This window comes from Rhizobium acidisoli (genome assembly GCF_002531755.2).
Lineage (GTDB): Bacteria > Pseudomonadota > Alphaproteobacteria > Rhizobiales > Rhizobiaceae > Rhizobium > Rhizobium acidisoli.
The window spans coordinates 1-15,267 of sequence record NZ_CP034999.1; the positions used below are offsets into that span (position 1 = coordinate 1).

At 55.5% G+C, this 15,267-nt stretch carries 8 protein-coding genes and 9 pseudogenes; 8 read left to right on the forward strand and 9 right to left on the reverse strand.

Going from position 1 to position 15,267, the window contains the following annotated elements; translation table 11 throughout:
- Positions 1–120: pseudogene (locus CO657_RS37330) on the forward strand (Lrp/AsnC ligand binding domain-containing protein); the annotation flags it as partial.
- 171 nt (positions 121–291) lie between these two features.
- Here the strand turns inward: CO657_RS37330 and CO657_RS22285 are convergent.
- The 7 genes and pseudogenes from CO657_RS22285 to CO657_RS22315 form a co-directional block, all read right to left on the reverse strand.
- Positions 292–1,003, reverse strand: a pseudogene (locus CO657_RS22285) (IS5 family transposase); the annotation flags it as partial.
- Position 1,004: 1 nt separating this feature from the next.
- Positions 1,005–2,624 (reverse strand): IS66 family transposase, encoded by a 1,620-nt coding sequence (tnpC, locus tag CO657_RS22290; RefSeq protein WP_128715578.1) that lies wholly within the window; start codon positions 2,622–2,624, stop codon positions 1,005–1,007.
- Positions 2,579–3,046, reverse strand: a complete 468-nt coding sequence (tnpB, locus tag CO657_RS22295) for an IS66 family insertion sequence element accessory protein TnpB (RefSeq protein WP_128715579.1) — start codon at positions 3,044–3,046, stop codon at positions 2,579–2,581. Before tnpB ends, tnpC begins: the two co-directional genes overlap by 46 nt.
- A complete protein-coding gene (locus CO657_RS22300; protein ID WP_054186396.1) occupies positions 3,043–3,429 on the reverse strand; it encodes a transposase in 387 nt (128 codons plus the stop codon). Before CO657_RS22300 ends, tnpB begins: the two co-directional genes overlap by 4 nt.
- A 77-nt stretch (positions 3,430–3,506) precedes the next feature.
- Positions 3,507–3,665 (reverse strand): annotated as a pseudogene (locus tag CO657_RS22305) (IS5/IS1182 family transposase); the annotation flags it as partial.
- Positions 3,666–3,742: 77 nt separating this feature from the next.
- Positions 3,743–4,000, reverse strand: a pseudogene (locus tag CO657_RS37140) (IS630 family transposase); the annotation flags it as partial.
- Between the two features lie 103 nt (positions 4,001–4,103).
- Positions 4,104–5,271: pseudogene (locus CO657_RS22315) on the reverse strand (M24 family metallopeptidase).
- Positions 5,272–6,773: 1,502 nt separating this feature from the next.
- Here CO657_RS22315 and CO657_RS37335 point away from each other — a divergent pair.
- The 3 genes from CO657_RS37335 (at position 6,774) to CO657_RS37345 (ending at position 7,944) form a co-directional block, all read left to right on the forward strand.
- Positions 6,774–7,097, forward strand: a complete 324-nt coding sequence (locus CO657_RS37335) for a hypothetical protein (protein WP_245487165.1) — start codon at positions 6,774–6,776, stop codon at positions 7,095–7,097.
- Between the two features lie 222 nt (positions 7,098–7,319).
- Positions 7,320–7,577 (forward strand): pyridoxal-dependent decarboxylase, encoded by a 258-nt coding sequence (locus CO657_RS37340; RefSeq protein ID WP_245487166.1) that lies wholly within the window; start codon positions 7,320–7,322, stop codon positions 7,575–7,577.
- A 28-nt stretch (positions 7,578–7,605) separates the two neighbouring features.
- Positions 7,606–7,944, forward strand: coding sequence for a hypothetical protein (locus CO657_RS37345; protein ID WP_245487167.1), 339 nt, complete (start codon positions 7,606–7,608; stop codon positions 7,942–7,944).
- Between the two features lie 137 nt (positions 7,945–8,081).
- Here the strand turns inward: CO657_RS37345 and CO657_RS38060 are convergent, their stop codons facing one another.
- Entirely contained in the window at positions 8,082–8,504 is a 423-nt protein-coding gene (locus tag CO657_RS38060; protein WP_342637199.1) for an FCD domain-containing protein, read from the reverse strand.
- A 695-nt stretch (positions 8,505–9,199) separates the two neighbouring features.
- A pseudogene (locus tag CO657_RS22335) lies at positions 9,200–10,580 on the reverse strand (M20/M25/M40 family metallo-hydrolase).
- 1,083 nt (positions 10,581–11,663) lie between these two features.
- Here CO657_RS22335 and CO657_RS22340 point away from each other — a divergent pair.
- The 4 genes and pseudogenes from CO657_RS22340 to tnpA all read left to right on the forward strand — a co-directional run bounded on the left by CO657_RS22340 (position 11,664) and on the right by tnpA (position 15,253).
- A pseudogene (locus CO657_RS22340) lies at positions 11,664–12,494 on the forward strand (transporter substrate-binding domain-containing protein).
- A gap of 43 nt (positions 12,495–12,537) precedes the next feature.
- A pseudogene (locus CO657_RS22345) lies at positions 12,538–13,509 on the forward strand (amino acid ABC transporter permease).
- Positions 13,506–14,335: pseudogene (locus tag CO657_RS22350) on the forward strand (amino acid ABC transporter ATP-binding protein). Before CO657_RS22345 ends, CO657_RS22350 begins: the two co-directional pseudogenes overlap by 4 nt.
- 555 nt (positions 14,336–14,890) lie before the next feature.
- A complete protein-coding gene (gene tnpA / locus CO657_RS37350; protein ID WP_054186034.1) occupies positions 14,891–15,253 on the forward strand; it encodes an IS66-like element accessory protein TnpA in 363 nt (120 codons plus the stop codon).
- Positions 15,254–15,267: the final 14 nt, after the last annotated feature.

Below are 15,267 nucleotides of genomic sequence, written 5' to 3' on the forward strand. Positions count from 1 at the left end.
GAAGAGTATGAACAATTCACCCGTCGTTTCTTTTACGAGAATCATGATATCAAGGGTTTTAAGACGATGGTTGTCATGGATCGCGTAAAAGCGAGTTTTGCTCTGCCGATCAAAGTTTAATCTGATTGTTGCATCACTGAGCCCTCGCATGTTTTTCCGAAGATGAAGCAGTGCTGAGCTATGACAAACCAAGTGAGCATGCCCCACTTTGTCGGCATTGAGCCCCACTTGCGAGCGATTTCACCTCGTCTAAAAGAGCGTGGAAGGACTAAGAGTGGACTCGAAAAGGTTTCAACGATATCCGTATCTTGCCAGCCGCCTGGTGAGCATTCGGATGTGAGCGATGGTTATCCAGGCTTCTGCTGAAGCGATGGATGTCTCGAAGTCCTTGGCCAGCCTGCGGCATCGACCCAACCACGCAAACGTCCGTTCGACGACCCAGCGACGCGGCAGGATTTCGAAACCCTTGGCCTTGTCGGTACGCTTGATGATTTCGAGTGTCCACTTTCCTATTTTCTGCAGCCGCTTTTTCAGCTTGTCGCCTGCATAGCCGCCATCGGCGAAGACATGAAGGAGCCACGGCCATCGGTTGCGGATGGACTTCAGAAGATCGGGAGCCCCGTCGCGGTCCTGGATATCAGCGCTGTGCACCATGAGACCAACCATCAGCCCGAGCGTATCCACGATGATATGACGCTTGCGGCCATTAATCTCAGCGCAAACGCAGTTTGTCGCGGTCTTGCCCGCATCAAAGCCCCGAATACCGCCGCTTTCAGTAGTCTTGACGCTTTGGCTGTCAATGGCACCAGCCGTCGGTGAAGCTTCTTTCCCATCCAGCTCCCGCGCCTCCATGACGAGGTGATGGTTGATCCGTGGCCAAAGACCCATTGCCCCCATTCATAGAAATACCGCTGCACCGTTGGACAGGGCGGAAGTCCTTGGGCAGCATCCGCCACTGGCAGCCTGTCGAAGCGATATAGAGAAGGGCGTTTAAAAGTAAGCGGTTAGCTGATGGCGTCAGGCCTGAAGTTCCACGGCATAAGCGCCTCGAGCTCGGATACCGGCCAGCCTTGAGCGATGCGGGTCAATGTCTGGGAGAGCCAGTCGAGCGGATCGACGTTGTTCATCTTGGCTGTCTGCAAGAGGGTGGCGACGGTCGCCCATGTGCGTCCACCACCCTCGCTGCCGGCGAATAGACTGTTCTTTCTCGTAATTGTTTGGGGCCTGATCGCGCGCTCGACGATATTGGAGTCAATTTCGATCCGGCCGTCCGTCAGGAAGCGCTCCAGTGCTTCGCGCCGGGTGAGCGCGTAACGGATTGCTTCGGCGGTCTTGGACTTGCCAGAGACCTTGCCCAGCTCCTTCTCCCAAAGATCAAAGAGTTCGGAGACGATGGTTGCAGATTTTTCCTGACGCAGCATGGAACGGCTGTCGGCATCCCGACCGCGGACCTCATCCTCGATGCGCCACAGCTCGGTCATCGCGATGATCGTGTCCGTTGCAGCCTTTGAGACACCACTGATGTGAAGGTCGTAAAACTTGCGGCGAAGATGCGCCCAGCATCCTGCGAGCCGGATCGTTTCATTGCTGCCGTCTTTGGCACGCGTCTTGGCGAGACTGGTATAGGCCGAGTAGCCGTCAACTTGCAGGATGCCGCTGAATCCGGCGAGATGACGCACCACGCAGTCAGCGCCCCTACTGTCCTCAAACCGATAGGCCACCATCGGCGGGCTGGTTCCACCATAGGGTCTATCATCGCGAGCATAAGCCCAAAGCCAGGCCTTCGTCGTTTTCCCCGAGCCGGGCGCAAGAGTGGGTAAGGTCGTTTCGTCGGCGAAGATCCTTTCACCCTCCTTGACGCGCTCAAGGATGTAATCGGCGCAAATCTGAAGTTCGAAGCCCAGATGCCCCATCCACTGGGCCATCAACGATCGGCTGATCTCGACACCGTCGCGTAGATAGATTGCCTCCTGCCGGTAAAGCGGAAGGCCGTCGGCGTATTTGGAGACGGCGATATAGGCGAGCAGCCGCTCCGTCGGCAGGCCGCTTTCGATGATGTGCGCCGGTGCCAAAGCCTGGAGCACGCCATCGTGGCCGCGGAAGGTGTATTTGGGGCGGCGCGTCACGATGACCCGGAACTTCGGCGGCACGACATCCAGCCGTTCGGAGCGATCCTCACCGATCAGGACCTTTTCCAAGCCCACGTATTCAGCAGGGATCTCCGGCTCGATCACTTCCTCGATGCGTTCGAGATGAGCGGCAAAACCCTTGCGCGGACGTGCTGCCCGTTTCGGCTTGTCCTTGGCCGCGTGATCAAGCTCGCTCTGGATTGCCGAAAGGCCGGTCTCGACTTCCTCGAAGGCAAAGGACACCTGTTCGTCGTTGACGCCAAGGCGCAGTCGCTCGGAACGGGTGCCATGTTGGGTGCGCTGCAGAACCTTCAAGATCGATGTGAGGTTGGCAATCCGCTCGTTGGCGCTCTTCTCCACCGCCTCCAGCCGGGCGATCTCAGCTTCAGCGGCCTTCAGTCGGGCTTCTTTCGCAGCCTGCTCGCGCGCCATCGCGAGGACCATCGCCTTCAGTGCGTCAACGTCGTCCGGCAGGTCGTGAGGGGGCAAATCCATGGCAATAAGTAGAGCACAAAAACAGCCGTTTTCCCAACCATTACAGCGGCATGATTCATTCTTGCCGCAGGCGCTGTCAGCCCGTCAACAAGGGGCGCCTGACCTTGGTCGGGCGGATCTTTTTCCAATCCATTCCGGCCAGCAACGCCATCAGCTGAGAATGGTCCAGACGGATCCGTGCCGCCGATATGCCCGGCCAGCAGAAGCCCTGATTCTTCCAGGGTTTTCGAATAGAGGCAGACCCCACTGCCATCCCACCAGACAATGCGAATACGATCGGCCCGTTTCGACCGGAAGACGTAAAGCGCGCCATTGAAGGGATCGAGACCGCCATCCCGCACCAGCGCCATCAAAGAGGCGGCTCCCTTGCGGAAGTCGACCGGCTGGCACGACACATAGACCACCACACCCGAAGCGATCATGCCTTGCGAACCGCCCGCAGAACCTTCACCAGGTGATCGGGGTCAAAATCGCCGCCGACGCGCACGACCATATCCGCAATGACAATATCGACCGAACCGTTGCTTACCGTTTCAACCCGCGCGAACTTGATCTGCTTGCCCGTTCCCGCCGTCAGGGGCGCAACAACGCCCGATGCCAGTGCCTTGCGACGCCATCCATAAAGCTGCGACGGATCCAGGCCTTCAGACCGGGCAACCGCCGAGACATTGGCCCCAGGCTGCAGCGTCGCGGCGACGATCCGCGCTTTTTCGTCATCCGACCAGTCACGCGGCTTGCGGCGACGCCGGACGGGTTCTGCCGTCAAAACCTCAAAGGTTCGAGGCTGATTCACACTATCACTCATAGGACTCTCCGCATGACTCACGCAGAAAATCGCCGATCAGCAGTCCGAAAGATACGTGGGGTGGCCTACGCGCTTACGTTTAAAACCTCGCGCAGATCGGTCTTGCGTGGCCGGCCCAGACGTCGTGGCGCGGGCATGAACGGCGCAATAAATTCCCATTCGCGATCGGTAACATCGCTTGCATATCGGCTCGTCCGACGGACATATTCCTGTCGGGTGGTTTCAGTCCAGGCCATTGTGCATTCCATCGAATCTTCGCAAATCCGAAGGAATCACAACTGGCTGAAATCACTCAAATCTTTTTGGGGCAGCCTCTTAACCGCAGCCCCTCGCGCCGCGGGAATTGCCATACGGTGTCGTGGGATACCTTCGGCGATAAACGCCCGGTACGACTCAGGAACACGCTTGCGGTGACCGCCCATCTTCCCAGGCGCGACAGATCCCCTGGGACGGTAACGTTAAGTCACTTCATCGCTGAAGACACCGCAATACCGAACCGCGCCACCACCGACCGGCAGATTTCGCCGGCTTCAGTTGCATCAACAACACGATTATGAAGATCATTTGAAATGAAGTCGAGTCATAGGATGCTGGCTTCCACTCTAGCCAGCATCTTGAATCACAGATAGCTAAAAATCGAAATTCCTACCGATTCAGCTGAAAATGGAAGCGGTCTAGATTTCGAAAATCTCCCGCGGAAGTGCGGAGAAGGTCTCGGCACCGCTTTCGGTAACACGAAATGTTTCGCTGATCACGTAGCCGAAGTCTTCGTCAATCCAATTCCCTAGCATCAGGTGGACGTCATGTTCGGCTGAAGCACCGTATGGTCATCCTCCCTCAGGCTGGCCGTAGGTTCGGTCCAGTCAATCCCGATCGCATAGCCGCATCGCGATTCTTTCTCTAGTCCATGCTTCTTTAGCGTGGTGTTGAAAGCGACGGCGACATCGCCACAGGTGGCGCCCGGTTTGACGGCAGAAAGTGCGGCCTCCATGCCAGCAACCTCGGCGTCGTGGACCCGGCGAAGGCGATCTGACGGCTTACCGATCGAGTAGGTCCGCATCAGGGCCGAGACATAACCGTGACGTACACCGCCCTCTCAAGGTTAATTTGCGATCCCTGGCGGAAAACATCTTCGGTCCAGATAATGTGCGCAGTGCCCGAACGCGGCGAGGCACAAATGAAAACTCGCCTCAAATCTGTGCCGACTTTGCCATTGACGCCGCGAACCAGCGTCGCGATGATTTCTGCAGCAGCATCCGCCTCTCTTACGCCCGGACGCATTACTTCTTTCCCTGTCAGCATTCCTGCGTCCGTAATCGCGGCGGCTTCTAGCATCATCTCGATTTCAAGATCTGACTTGACCAGTCGGATCCAGGGCACTTCGTTGCTGAAGTCTGCTAATTTTGTCCCCGGAGCCCCGGCCTGGAACCTGTCGATCAACTTCGCCGAGAGTAAGTTGTTTTCAAGCGCTAATCTCCCACCACCGAGGCCGTCGTCTCGCAGGAAATTAATTAGAGCGTCGAAGCCGTCCTTGTCAGGGTCAGCGATCAGAGCTTCGGGGTAACCAATTACCCGGTCCCTTTCCATAAACGTTTGATGCACCGCCGCCGGCGCATCCATACGACGCGTCAAGAAAGTTGGCTCTTCATCTTTCAAGGAGATGACGAGGCCTTGTGGAATGTACGCCGACTTGGCTGTGTAACCACATAGATAAGTGATGTCTGCAGGGGAGGTGATCAGTAACGAAGTGACCTCGCGTTGTTCCATTTTAGCCTTAACAAGGGCCAGCCTTCGCAGATACTCGGCCCGTGGAAACGCTTGCGGTCCTTTTGGCATTGTCATGAGGTAACTTCCTTTCTTATTGCAGTTGAACGCACAAGCTCTCACTGCGTCATTGTGAACTGATTTCGGAAACCCAGCCCGACCTTTTTCTGCGCAACTCAGGCTATGGATGCCATTGTCATCCGGCAAAGATCGGTGATGTCGTAAACGGGCAGGTTCGCGGTTCGCCGGATCGCGGACGCGACCGTCGGAAATCCCGCGCATTCGAACAGAATAACTGCTATCTCGGGATGCGCGCCCCGGAGCCGTGCGATGCAGTCGCAACATCTGACTCGATCGCTTTGATGTCCATTGGTGGCGCTGGACGCTTTAGCTCGTCATGCCAATACTTACCGCCTTCAATGCCTCCAATCACGACCCGCGCCCGCTCGGCTGGTCAGCAACCCCAAGCAAGTCTTCGCTCAGATGCTTCGAGTCATAGGTCAAGACAGCGATTTTGCCCGGCGACGGCACTTGCGTAGCAGTGCTGGCAACAGGATCAGGCTTGACATAACAACAGGCACTTTGACAGCGGCCGCCACCCGCCGATTGATGGTCGGATTGAGAAGCCGCAAGTTGAGCTTATCGCGACAGCACCTCGTTCGACCAAGCGGTTGGCGGCCGCTATATAGGCTGGCTCGAGTGCCGGATCACCAGAAACGACATTTTCAACCCAAGCTCCCGCTACGATCTCCTGGATCGCTGGGAATTCAAACGAAGACGGATTGAGTATCGAGCCGGGCGCGGGCGTCGGCGGCTTGCCCCCCGGCGGTACCCCTCGTTCGAGGTTAGAATTCCGAGAGACCGTGTCGTTCGTGAAGTCATGAAGTACTTTCCCTAAAGTTGTCTCGTGTACGCATTTCGCAGGCCTCTCGCGCAGATACCACTTTCAGCCATCTCCGCGGCACGAGAGATGTCGCGCGCCGCGGTGCTGATCATGGCTTTGATACCTCCAGGCTTTGTCAGGTCTCGTGTTCGGACAAAGGACGGCACCCGGTCGAAGGTGAAGCGCAAACCCAGCTCAGCCGTGGCCGACAGGTCGCAAGCGCTCAACCATATTCGACTCGTGACGATAGCGCCTTCCAAGATCCGCTCGATCGCTGCTCCCCGCCTTCTGTGATCACAAACTTGTTCTTATGAGATACAATATTCCTCGTTTCGAAGCATGTCAAACGGCAATGCCTGCCCGAACAATTGACTAGCCGATCTCGAAACAGGTCACAGCATTCACGCTATGGAGATGCGCCGCCGGCGCGTGGACTGGCTTTCTCGCTGTCCTGTGCGCTTCCCATCTTTGGCGCCGATGCGCCTTTTGCCGCCGAGAAGCCTGTAAATTGGCGCAGGGAGCTCCGGTTCACATATAACCGCTACCGCCGCCACCACTTATAGCCCTGTCGCCAGGTGACCAGGTTTGCCCTCAAGCGTGCTGCGTGTGCGTTTGTCCCAGCGAGAAAAGATATATATTTTCATTGAAGTTGTAATATCGTTATTATAGCTTTGGCATACCACTGGAGACGGAGCTGATGACGAAAAAGATGACTTTCCCGCAAAAAGGCCTGGAAGAAGCGGCAATTTGGCAGGCGATGGAGTGCGCGAGGCAGGGCGACGTGGACTGGAGAGCGGGACGTTTGCCGGGCTTTTACGTTCATTTCGCCAATGATGATGTTGATCGCATCGGTAAAATCGCTCTGGAAAAATTCCACGCGACAAACGCGTTGGACTCAGCGCATTTCCATCGATCAAGAAATTCGAGTCGGAAGTTGCCGAATGGGCCTCTCCCTTTTTCACGGGGTGGCGGTGTGGCGAGCATCACGTCGGGGGAACCGAAAGTATTTTCATCGCTATGAAGACTGCGCGGAGTGGGCCAAGGTTACTCGCCCCGAGGTCACCAAGCCGAAAATGCTCATTTCCCACAGTGCGCACCCGGCCTTCGACAAGGCAGCAAAGTACCTGGCCTGGGAAGTCGTGAGAATATGCCGCGTGACGACTTCAAAACGGACATCGCCGCGCTGAAGGCAGCTCTAAGATGAACAAACGATCATAATGCAGGATCGGCGCCGCAGTTTACCATGGGAGTTTTCGATCAGATTGAGGAACTTGCTGCCCTCGCATCGGAGCGAAATATCTGGTTTCACACTGACGCTTGTGTCGGCGGCTTTTTGTCTCCATTCGCCGAGCAGAATGGACACCAGATCCCGCTTTGGGACTTTCGAGTAAAGGGCGTAAAGGTCGATTTCTGCAGATTTGCACAAATATGGCTTTGCTCCAAAGGGGGCTTCGATTGTCGCCTTTTCAGATGCGAGTATCAGCAGTACCAGGTGTTTTGACTTCAACAACTGGTCGCGTGGAAGGTACGTGACATCCACATTCGCCGGCACCCGTTCTGGCGCCAACATTGCTGCTTCCTGGGCCGTGATGCGGTTCTTGGTAATGAAGGCTATTGCAAAATCGCAGAAACAAATCTGGACGATACGTGAAACGCTTATGCGCGAGATCCCGACAATCGAGGACTTGTTTGTTTACGGTGATCCCGAACTTACGGTGATGAGTTACGGTTCAAAGTCGCTGGACGCGGCCGATATTGCGGCAGGTCTCGCTGCAAGGCTGGCATACTGTGCACCGTCTCTCAATCCACCCGCGATCAATTTGGGTATTCTCAGTCTCGCTTTGGGGAAGTGGTGGAGGCCTATTTAACGGACCTTCGGGACGTTATTGCTCAGCTCAACGCGGGCGAAAAATCCTTTGATCGTTTCCCTCATTGGAACCTACGGGACCAAATGAGGATTGAACGTTGAGTAACCTGGACCCGCGGCAGCTACTCCCCGAGTGAATTACAACGCTAGCCGCGTGTCTGATTCAACAATGCCGCAGCCGTGATGATACTGGAGATGTAGGTCAGCGCCTGGTCGATATCCAGCCGTATCTCTTCGGCAACGGCTGCGGCATCTCTTTTCTCGACCCCGCTCGCGATCCTTTCCCGCCAGTCGCCGCGCCGGCTGATATCGAGGCAATATAGTGGGGGTACAGCAAATTTCAGATATGGTCCCGTCTTTCAGCCAAAGGGAATTGATGATCCGGATAAGGTCGGGCATGCTGCACGCAGCATAGAGCTCAAACTGAAATTTATAGACCAGCGCAATGTCGGTACGCCGATCGCCAGCAGCGCGAGCCGTTTTCAGTTTTTCCGACGTCTTGCGTAACGCGTCTGCAATCTCTGGCGTGCCCTTAAGTGCAGCGCGCTCTGCGCAAAGCACTCAATGTGCAGACGGATATCCTTAAGTTCGGCGATTTGCTCGGGCATCAAAAGGGGGACAACCGCGGACCTGTTCACTTCACCCTGTAGGACCCCCTCGGATATCAAGCGATAGAGGGCCTCACGAACAGGTGTCGGCTCATAGACAGGTTCTTGGCAAGGTCTCTAATAGTGATTTCTCGCCCGGAGAGAAATGGCCACCGCGGATCAGCGCTCCTAATCGGTCATAAACCTGGTCTCTCAAAACGGCGGTTGTCGGCGTGATCAAATTCCCACCTCTGGCTTCCTTATTTTGATCAATCATTTAAATCGACGACGCATCTGTAACAAGACGCTGCAGACTCAAAATCATCCTATTCACCTTAGCTAGCCACTGGCACCGTCTTTGGAGGGCGCCAACGGGCTTAGAGCAGATTTGCCTATTTTCTCGTTGACCATGTCGAGGTGCGCGCACTCGGAGTAAAAAGCCTTCAGAGGCAGTCCTGGATCGTGTACGTGAGGCAGTGATGAATAGAAGTTCTCCCTTGAGCTCTTTGCTTCTCGAAGGTCCATCGATAGGCAGGATTTGCATCGTTCCGACGTCCCCACTGCGATGCCCCGTATTTCGTTGACCGGGCGAAGTAATACGGTGCCGGTCAACGACTATATTCAAAAAAAGCGGCCTCTCTTCCTTCCCGGTTTGCCTCGCGTTGTGTGTTAGTTCCTCGTCAGCGCGTTGAGTATCCGCGCCCAGGATCGCTGACCCTTATGAAAGGATGTCAGATTATACTTCTCGTTGGGCGAATGGATGCGATCGTTAGGGAGCGCGAAGCCCACCAAGAGTGAGTCCAGCCCCAGATATGCCTGAAACTCGCCGACAACAGGTATCGAACCACCCACTACCCTCATGATCGGCGCTTTTGTCCATTCGTCGGCCAGTGCTGACTTGGCGCAGCCAAATATGGGGCGTCGTATGGAAGCTGATGCGCCGGCGAGCAGTCGTGCGATTGAAATTCCACCCTACAGTCTGCCGGGAGGCGCTCCTCGACAAATTTGCGGAACGAGCCCTAACGTTGGCTGGGTCCTGCTTGTGTACGAGACGAAACGAAACCTTGGCAGACGCTTCAGCCGGAATGACTGTCTTGAAACCCTTACCCGTGTAGCCACCGGAAAACCCGTTGAATTCGGCCGTGGGGCGCGCCCAAACCAGCTCGAGTATCGAGCGCCCCTTTTCACCCGATGGAACCGACAGGCCGATTGGTCCGAGGAAACTTTCGGCCGTCTCCCGAGGGCCTCCCACGAGGCCAAGACTTGGCTCGGGGTCTCCTCGACGCCGTCATAGAAGCCGTGAATTGTCACGCGGCCATCGTTGTCGTGGATCTCCCCAAGGATCTTCGCAAGCACTCGGATAGGGTTCGCCGCCGCGCCGCCGTAGATGCCTGAGTGAAGGTCGCGGCTGGCGGCATGGATCGTCATCTCTTCTTCCACCAGTCCACGCATGCCAACGCAGATGGCAGGAGTCATCGCGTCGCGTTGGCTCGTGTCGCAGACTAGCGCGAAGTCGGCTTTCAATTCGTCCGCATTGGCCGCAAGAAACGCGCGCATCGAGGAGAGCCAGACTCCTCCTCACCCTCAAAAAGGATTGTAACCTTACAGGGCAATACCCACCCACCGCCTTGTAAGCACGACACGCTTCCACGAACGTCATTAGTTGACCTTTGTCATCCGAAGCGCCACGTCCGGCAATGACCTGGTAGCCATCCTCGCTCTCGCGCACGGCGGGTCAAACGGGTCGCGGGTCCACAACTCGAGGGATCAACCGGCTGAACATCATAATGTCCGTAGAAGAGGACATGCGGAGCACCGGGGGTCCGTCATGGTGAGCGACGACCATTGGGTGACCTGGAGTATCGCGTAATGCTGGCTTCGAAGCCGATCGAGGCTAGATCATCCACAAGCCACTCCGCAGCCCTTTGGCAATCCGCTTTGTAGGCCGGATCAGTGGAGATCGACTTATGCGCAAAAGGCTGAAAAGGCGCGACACCGCAGCTTCGCATTCGGTATCGATGTGGTGCAAGACGGCAGGTAGCGCATTCATTAAGGTCTCCTACGTGTTTACTGTTAGCTCAGAAAGCTGGTGGGTTCCGAGCGCTCCGCCTGCAGAGTCCATCCTTGTGGCCCGCGGGCATCTGTTTTGGACTGGGGTCCCGGCGGTCATTTTTACGAGATGCAACGCTGTCTCGCGCAACTGAGTTTTCGGTCATTCTCCCAACACGATCGCATCGAGGCCGCACTTGCGGACCCGCTCGACGAAATGCACGTCTGCGCCATTTGGCATCACAAACTTACGAGAAGCCTATACCATTCTACTTCAATTTCAATACCGCACAGCGCGAGACGGGAAGTTTGGCGTCGTCTGCAAATTTAACCTGCACGATAAGACTGGGGCGGCATCGTCATGCCCATGATACTAGCGGCGAATAGAAGCCTCTCGGCTTTTCCAACGGCCGCATAGAGAGGCCGGCTGCGTGTCTATGACAGGTATAGACCATCAACGCCGCGCCACCGATTGCCATCGCCGGCTAGGCGACGCGAAGCCGGATGAACCGTCCTTAGAGGGCCTTTTTGGCTCTTTCTGGTCTGTTTGGAGCAATTTAAGTAGGCGCCTCGCCATCGGGCCCGACTGACTGCCTCGCTGCACACCCGCTGCCAGCGAGCCACGCCGAGGTCTGTCTTGACCACACCTTCTTGGCCAGCCGAATGCGGAAGCCGCCTGTGCCGAACCGATGTCGTCGTGGCGGCCGCGCCTGACGTGAAGATGGAAGGAAAGATCCCTTCGTGAATCGAGGCAAGCCCAAACATGACTTGCTCTGCGTGATATCGCATCCTTCGTGTTGGCCCTCGCGCCGCCGTTGACAGGTCTCAAACCATGCAATAGTATATCTCAGATCGCCACCTTTGAGATCACAGAAAGGCGGAAGCCTTTGGTGAAACAGAATGATCGAAAACGCGTCGCAGCGAGAGTGAATATCGGCGGGCGCTTTCGACCTTCGGACGACGGATGCTCCGTTGACTGCAAGGCGATCGCTTCAGACTGCGGCTTAGAGCCTCACGTCTGTTTGAACTGGGTAGATGAACACGGTCGCATCACCGGCCGAGGGGAACACAAAAGGAACATCACATGAGCAAATCTTTAATTTCAGCTGCAGCTGCGGCGTTGATTGCGGTTGTGTCGACAGCTTTGCCAGCGAACGCTGGCGCCGTTCTCGATCAAGTCCAGGCGGCAAAGACGCTCACAGTAGCGACTTCTAGCGGTTGGCCTAACAGTTCGTTCCTGAATGACAAACAGGAACTCGATGTTTTGAGATCGAGGTTGCCAAGGGAGTGGCGAAACACCTTGGGTCTCCGTCAAGTTCGTAACGCCGGGCTGGGACGTCATAGTTGCAGGCAAATGGGCAGGCCGTTGGGATATGGCGATGGGCCAGATGGTTCGACCAAGGCACGCGCGGAAAAGTTCGATTTTCCTGCCATTTACTTTTACACGAGGAACGTTGCTGTCATTCACAAAGACAGTAAAGCAACCAAACTTTCCGACCTGGATGGAAAGGTGATCGGCCTCGTAACAGGTGATGATGCGGCAATCGCATATGCCCGTCATAACCTGACGTTGGATTGGGCGGACGAAAAGCCGCTAGAATACAAGTTTACACCGGGCGAAATGAGAAACTACGAGAATACCGGGTTGCAGGCAGATGACCTCCGACTAGGTGATGGCGTTCGTCTCGATGCAATCATCACCGATGAAGTGAGTGCGCAAGGTGTGATCAAGGCCGGTTACCCCCTGAGAGTGCTCGGCGATGCATTGTTCCCGACCCCAGGAGCCATCGCAATTTTGAAAGGGGACAAGGAGTTCTCTGATAAGATAGCTGCCGCCATCAAAAGCATGAAGGATGATGGCACACTCTCTAAGCTTTCGATTAAGTGGTACGGTATCGATAGCACCGCTGAATAGGTTGTAAACCTTTGTTTGAACAACCTTATCGAAGGACGCCATAATGCTTTATCAGGATACAATTGACTCCGAGGTCTTGGTTCACAAGCCGTGGTTTGTGGCCTCTACCTTCGCTGTCGTGCTCGCTCTGTTTCTGATGTATAACCTGACTGGCACAACTATGGCGAGCTTATGCGCCCCGTCATCGGCGATCCGTCGCAAAGCGGCCTCTACGGCCGCTTTGCGATCGCTTTTGTTATTGCGGTTGCGTTCAGTCTTAATCTCGTGCTCATCGGGTTCGCGCCGATAAAAGCCCAAATCATCTTGGTTTGGCTTGAGTTGCTCCTGCTCATTCTAGCATTCTTCAAGTCGTTTGAGCTCAGTCTGCCTTTCATCCGGAGAACCTTCCCTTTCTGATAACGCAGGGTGTGTTTACGACGTTGTATGTGTCGGCAATTTCGCTGCTTTTTGCGTCGCTCATCGCAATCATCGCCGCTGTTGCGAAGCTTTCGAGTAACGGCTTCGCTTACGGGATCGCAAGTTTCTACACGTCGTTCTTCCGCGGTCTCCCCTGCTGATGCAGATTTACCTCATCTACCTCGGTTTGCCTCAGTTCGGTATCGTTCTGAACGCGGTGCCTTCAGGAATATTGGCCCTTTCAGTCTGTATCGGCGCCTATATGACGGAAATCTTCCGCTCTGGAATTCAGAGCATCGACCGCGGGCAATGGGAAGCATCCAGGTCCATGGGCTTCGGCTTCGGTCTGACAATGCGAAGGATTATACTTCCGCAGGCGCTTCCCGTTATCGTTCCACCGATGGGGAACACCTTCATCTCGATGCTGAAAGATAGCTCGCTCGTGTCCGTCCTTGGCGTATGGGAACTGACGTTCCTGGCTCGCACGATTGGCCAGCCCACCTTTCACAATATGGAGATGCTTGTAGCGGCTTCGTTGATTTACTGGGTTTTATCCTGTTGTCTCGAACTGATTCAATCAAGGATTGAACGCTATTACCACAGGAGCAAGATGCGATGATCACCAAAGCAGTTCAAATGGACCTAGAAGGTAGCAAAACTTGTGCCACCGCCCAAGATGTAGCGCATAAGTTAAATTCGGATCAATTTTGTGAGGATGTCATTACAGCCAAAAACGTTTCTAAGTGGTATGGCAGCTTCAGAGTATTGACGAACGTCAACCTCAGTGTCCGTAAGGGTGAACGCGTTGTTATCTGCGGGCCCTCCGGATCGGAAAGTCAACGCTGATCCGCTGTTTCAATCGGCTCGAGGCACATCAAGAGGGTGAGATCACCGTCAATGGCGTCAGATTGCACAACAAGATGCGCAACGTGACTGAGGTTCGCAAAAGCGTTGGCATGGTATTCCAGAACTTCAATCTCTTTCCACACATGACCGTGCTGATGAACTGCATGGCGGGTCCGATGTGGATTAAGGGTGTTCCGGAAGCCGAGGCCAGAAAGACTGCGATGAAATTCCTGGAGCGTGTGCGCATTCCCGAACAGGCGAACAAATACCCTGTTCAGCTGTCCGGGGGACAGCAGCAGCGCGTTGCCATCGCCCGTTCCCTTTGCATGGAACCAGCCGTGATGCTGTTCGACGAGCCAACTTCGGCGCTTGATCCGGAGATGGTGTCAGAAGTTCTCGAAACGATGACAAGCCTCGCCCAGGATGGCATGACGATGGTGTGCGTAACGCATGAGATGGGTTTCGCACGATCTGTTGCCGACCGCGTCATCTTCATGGACGCAGGTCAGATCGTCGAGGAGGGTGCTCCAAATGACTTCTTCGCGAATCCGCAGCACCCAAGAACAAAACTGTTTCTCAGTCAGGTCTTAAAGCATTGAAGCTAAGGAGGGATAGTCGGATTGCTGCCGTGCGCGCCGCCAATCAGAATCCATGAACGAAGGTTTATTGTCATGTCGGGAAGTAGTACCGCGGTGGAGCGGGCTATAGTGAAGAACTGGATCCTTCCAACAGAGTGCCGTCATTGTACCAGGTGTAATCATGCGCGGCCATACCCGTTTTAGAACGGAAGAGCTATAGCAGAATGCTACGGCGACGAGACGGCGGCGAGGCGGCGAGGCAAGCGTCAATGATCATCAGTCTAGAATCCGACCGAGCCGGGTTACCCGGTATTCGGTTCTCGCGCGCCGCTATCATAGAAGCGGACATCAGTGCGTAACCAAGTCGATTGCTTTTAGTTTCCATTACGCTCGTGCGGAACTCTTGCTTGAAGACCGAGCAAGGCCATCCTTCCGGGGCAATACCCACGAGGCATTAAAGTAATATTTTAATAGTTGGGTACCTCGTCAATATATCGTAAGCGCCCAACGAGCGGATTTTGCTGATCGGGCAAATCGGGCGATGTTCTGGCATTAATACCAGATCGAAGAGGTTGCATGGCTCGCATGGAGATCATGTCCGGCACTGAGCGTAGGCGGCGCTGGTCGGATGAGGCGAAACTGAGGATATTGACAGAAGCGGATCAACCTGGTGTTCGCATTGGTGATGTGGCTCGCCGGCATGACATTCATCCTGGCCAGATCCGTTTGTGGCGGCAGTCCTTCAGCTATGTCGGTCGACCAGCGATGTTCCTTCCGGTGGAAATCACCGAGGAGGTGAGCGCTACCCAGGCACCTGACACGCCACCGACGCCAGCGGTCATCGAGATCTCGCTACGAAACGGTCGGTGCTTGAGGGTTCCGGCTGACGTGGAGCTAAGGATGCTCGGGTCGTTGATCGCTTGCGTGGAGGCGGCATGATCGGGCCTTCCGGG

What these genes read in the sequence shown, in the direction of transcription:
- CO657_RS22300 (WP_054186396.1), bottom strand. Translation starts at nt 3,429, where the DNA reads ATGAGTGATAGTGTGAATCAGCCTCGAACCTTTGAGGTTTTGACGGCA.
- CO657_RS37340 (WP_245487166.1), top strand. Translation starts at nt 7,320, where the DNA reads ATGGGAGTTTTCGATCAGATTGAGGAACTTGCTGCCCTCGCATCGGAG.
- tnpB (WP_128715579.1), bottom strand. Translation starts at nt 3,046, where the DNA reads ATGATCGCTTCGGGTGTGGTGGTCTATGTGTCGTGCCAGCCGGTCGAC.
- CO657_RS37335 (WP_245487165.1), top strand. Translation starts at nt 6,774, where the DNA reads ATGACGAAAAAGATGACTTTCCCGCAAAAAGGCCTGGAAGAAGCGGCA.
- tnpC (WP_128715578.1), bottom strand. Translation starts at nt 2,624, where the DNA reads ATGGATTTGCCCCCTCACGACCTGCCGGACGACGTTGACGCACTGAAG.
- tnpA (WP_054186034.1), top strand. Translation starts at nt 14,891, where the DNA reads ATGGCTCGCATGGAGATCATGTCCGGCACTGAGCGTAGGCGGCGCTGG.